The sequence below is a fragment of the Paenibacillus allorhizosphaerae genome (assembly GCF_042659105.1).
GTDB lineage: Bacteria > Bacillota > Bacilli > Paenibacillales > NBRC-103111 > Paenibacillus_G > Paenibacillus_G allorhizosphaerae.
In genome coordinates, this window is the sequence record NZ_JBHSRV010000051.1 from 1 (window position 1) to 4,109 (window position 4,109).

The 4,109-nt window shown below is 46.1% G+C and carries 3 protein-coding genes and 1 pseudogene; 2 read left to right on the forward strand and 2 right to left on the reverse strand.

The genetic code is table 11. From position 1 onward, the window contains the following. Positions 1-278, forward strand: a pseudogene (locus ACFQI7_RS37600) (hypothetical protein); the annotation flags it as partial. A gap of 1,476 nt (positions 279-1,754) precedes the next feature. On the opposite strand, the gene ACFQI7_RS37605 reads toward ACFQI7_RS37600, so the two are convergent. Next, positions 1,755-2,108 carry a DoxX family protein gene (locus ACFQI7_RS37605; protein ID WP_218103195.1) on the reverse strand — a complete coding sequence of 118 codons (354 nt, stop codon included), beginning with the start codon at positions 2,106-2,108 and terminating at the stop codon, positions 1,755-1,757. Positions 2,109-2,135: 27 nt separating this feature from the next. Then, positions 2,136-2,708 (reverse strand): TetR/AcrR family transcriptional regulator, encoded by a 573-nt coding sequence (locus tag ACFQI7_RS37610; RefSeq protein ID WP_377518610.1) that lies wholly within the window; start codon positions 2,706-2,708, stop codon positions 2,136-2,138. Positions 2,709-3,049: 341 nt separating this feature from the next. Here ACFQI7_RS37610 and ACFQI7_RS37615 point away from each other — a divergent pair. Beyond that, positions 3,050-4,109 (forward strand): IS110 family RNA-guided transposase (locus ACFQI7_RS37615; protein ID WP_377518608.1); only part of this gene is annotated, 1,060 nt, incomplete at its 3' end.

Below are 4,109 nucleotides of genomic sequence, written 5' to 3' on the forward strand. Positions count from 1 at the left end.
TGTGGGCCTTCGCGGGGGCATGGGGTCTACTGGTGCTGACCTCCCGCCGCAGGTCGCGGAGGTTCCTACCCTCCATGGCGGCGGCCTGGATCTCGTCGGGAATGCTGTTTTCCTATAATCTCTTTTCCGCCATTCACCCCGATTCGCAGTACTCCCCGGAGTACCCGCTTGCACGAGTCTTGACCACAGAGGCCGGCATTGTCTTGGGAGTGATGATGGGGATGATCATCCTGCTAGTGCTGCATGACCGCCGGCGAGCCCTGCGCGGCGAGTCCTGAGAATCCGATATGATCGCCGTGCCTACCCCTCGGATATTCTGCAACAGCATATAAATGCCCGCTGGCGGGCTTGTACAAGTGGTTCCCTCATTGCGCTAACGGAGAACGATACTTATAAAAAGATGCAAATATATCTCCCAACCAGTATGTGATTATCTTAAAGGAAAAAAGGACTAAAAAGGCTGTAATATTGATTAAGAAGATAAAGAGTGAAACTAATTTGAAGACTCTTGAAACTTTGTAATCTTAGGTGTTTTTAAAACTAATAGGCTTCATTTGCTAAATGAGAAGGGAGAATGTCTTTTGAGCTCAAAACATGAGGAACATATGAGGTCAGAAATAGCTGATAAAACTTATTTGACTAAAGGATGGGGCTATGTTGCAGTTTTTGCGCTGTTGCCGTACGCGGTTTTAAAATCCCTTTGGGCATGGGGATCAAACTCGACATTGTCAAAGAAGTATCGAATGGGGACATTGGTTTTCTGGAAGCTGCATTGGAGCGACGTACTCATCTCGAAAGTTACAGCATTGAGCTCGAGCTACGAGCGGTGAAGGATTACCTTGAGGGGGGAAGTACCAGATCTTTAAAAATAAAGATTTCTAGTATGGGTCAGCAAGAGCGCATTTCTTGGTCTTGAACAAGCTGAGTTCCACTTCGGAGCAGCAGTAGCTATGATATGAGCTTGCCTCGAGATCGGCACCACTCGTGAAGGCGTGAGCCGCAAGCTGCAACGTTTTCAGCGGAAGTGGGTGGAGACAGGACAGTTGAAAATTTTGCCAACGGATGAGCGGCCAAGCGACCCACCAAACATCCTGAACTTGATGGCATTTGGCTATAAAAGAAATATTAATTAAGAAAGGCAACCCCCGTCCGGATTGAAGTGCACCCTCAGAATGGAGGAATTGGAAAAACCCCTAATAAATTTTTAACTCCTCTAATAGTGAGTTGCGGTCTGCTTTTTCATTGAAGTAACGGAAACGATAGTAGAATGAAGAAGCTGCCGGCACGATCGGCAGCTTTGTTACGTTAACGGGCAGTAGAGTGTGGTGTCATCGGAATACTTTTGTGGAATTATTAGGAAGAATAACGTAACGATATAGAAATGTCTAATATGTAAAGAAACGGGGTGTATGCATGATACGAACAAGTTTTATGAATCGGGCTGCGTTGTCCTATTTCTTATTAACGCTCGTTATAATTGGCTGTAATAACAATGACACTTATTCGAAATTCATAGAGGGTCAAATAAGTGAAGCTTTGCCGAACGGTGTAGTTGTCGATTGTTCCGACGAGGTAAATAAAGGAGTAAAAGGAAAAGTTAATTCTATCGGATATAACTGTTTCGTGCAGTTCAAAGATGATACGAAATTCATGGATGAAAAAGGGAAAATACTAACGAAGGATGATTACACTCGTTCTCAAACCATTCAGCCAGCCTCCTAAAAACCGAATTTTACCACCAAACTGTAGACCTATCAAAAGAACTCTTTCAGGTTTCGGATGATTACGATTATAGCCAAAACGAGGCAGACCAATGCCGGTATAATCGTCTGAACGGGTTGATTTGCCCGAAAAATATGCGCGTGAATGGCCCCAAGCATAAGAATGGCAATCATGACGCCTGCTCCGATAGCTATGTATCGATTTTTGATCCCGGCAAGCATGGCTATGCCCCCGATGAGTTCCAGAAATCCGGTTACGGACATGAACCACATCGGATAGTGGTAATGCTGCCAATGCTCAACCTGAAACGGAACGCGTACCAATTTAATGACGCCGCCTGCTAGAATAAATACGGCCAAAATCGCTTGCATGATTGTGGCGATCATTTGCACCCAACACTCCTTTTTAACGGATTATGCACTAGTGTGTTTCATTGAAAGCATGCCGTATAACAAGAGATCGACCACTTGCGATGCCAGACTCTCGGGGCTCTTGATTCCCGGCAGCAGCTGGGAAAGCGTAAGACGTTCCACGATTCCGACCAAACATTCCGCAACGGTTTTCATCGACAGATCCGAACGAAAATAGCCCGCTTGTTGTTCGGCCGACAAATTGAAAGCTATCAATGCAATTAATTCTTTCTTGATTTCTTCGGCCTTCGGGGCGAGAAAAAGCCCGATGCGGGTTAAATGCGGGGTCGCCTCCAGAAAACGGAAAAACGTCTCGACCGCCATCCGTACACGCTTGGGAACATCCTGCGCTTCTACTTGAGCTTCGAATCGGCTCGAACCGATCAGCGCATGCAGTCGGGTGCGAAACGCATTCACCAATTCGTCAAAGACAGCTTCTTTGCTGGGGAAATAGAGATAAAATGCGGGTTGGGTCAAACCGGCCCTTTTAACGATAGTACTGACTTTAGTCTCGTGAAATCCCCGGTTTGCGAACTCTTCCGCCGCGGCGGCCAGCAATCGTTCGCGGCTCTCCATGCCCTTCAATCCTTTTTCGCGCGCCAAGTCGGTATCCCCTTCTTAAAGTACTGTAATGAGCACATAGTATTGCTGATTAAAAGATACTTATAAGTAACATTACTCGTGAGTAATATCTCATAAACGGCATCACCTGTCAAGATGATCCAACATTACGCGGAGCGGAACGTTTTCTCGAAGTGCTTCGGGACTATTTTTTTTAGTGTAGACTAACGAACTGTCATTAAGCTAAACATTCCTGTTAAGGCTAAGAAATCGCCTTTGCCAAAAAAGGAGCGCCCCGGTATGATGGGTTTGTCCGCGGGTTCAAAACCCAACACCATCAAGGAGGCGCTCTTATTATGAAGTTTAATCAATCGCAGAAGCAAAATCAACGTATTGAACGAATCAGTACCTCACACCTTGTTGTAGGTATCGATATGGCCAAAGAGACTCATGTCGCACAAGCAACGAACTATCGTGGAATCGTACTTACAACGCGTCATCTCTCGTTTAGTAACAGCATAGAGGGATATGAAAAGCTGCAGCGATGGATAGAAGGACTCCAGCAAAAGAACCGATTAAGTAGCGTTATTATTGGCATGGAGCCAACAGGCCATTATTGGTGGAACTTAGCGAACTGGCTTGTCATCAAAGAAATTAACGTCGTTCTGGTGAATCCTGTGACGACCAAAAGAAACAAGGAAAATCGGGATAATTCTCCTTCTAAAAGCGATCCCAAGGATGCACTTGTCATTGCAGATGTAGTAAGTCGCGGCTTCTACTATGAATACACACAACAAAGTCTTGTTTTCCAAAAGTTACGCACCGTGATGAGCGACAGAGAGTTTTGGGTAGCCTATAGTGTCCGATTGCAGAATCGGATTATCCGTTGGTTGGATATTCGCTTTCCGGAGTATACATCGGTGTTTAAGGATTGGACTTGTAAACGTTCAATGGCGACTTTGAAAGAGCTGCCATCGCCACAAGATCTCGCATCGTTTTCCGTGGCGGATTTGATTACGACGTGGAAGAAGCATATGGAAAGAGCAGGTGGCTCTACGGGGATACAGAAAGCTGCTGAGCTTATTGCTCTGGCTAAAAAGAGCGTGGGAGATACTACGGCTCTAGACGAAGCAAAGCATGATTTAAAGCGGCTCATTGAAGAGTATGAACGTATCTTGGTTATGCTGGAGGAAATGCAACAGCGGATCCTCGCTTTACTTAGTGAGATCCCTATTGCCGGTCAGCTCCGATCATTGAAGGGGCTAGGTCCTATCTTTGTGGCAGCCATCTTGGCCGGTGCCGGTGATCTTAGACAATACGCACATGGACGACAGTTGCTTCGAAAAGCCGGCCTTAATCTGGCCGAAAGCACGTCAGGTAAGCGAAAGGGGCAGATTGTTTTGTCGAAACGCGGGG

Excerpts from the sequence above, each read along its gene's own strand:
- ACFQI7_RS37605 (WP_218103195.1), bottom strand. The coding sequence starts at position 2,108 with ATGATCGCCACAATCATGCAAGCGATTTTGGCCGTATTTATTCTAGCA.
- ACFQI7_RS37610 (WP_377518610.1), bottom strand. The coding sequence starts at position 2,708 with ATGGAGAGCCGCGAACGATTGCTGGCCGCCGCGGCGGAAGAGTTCGCA.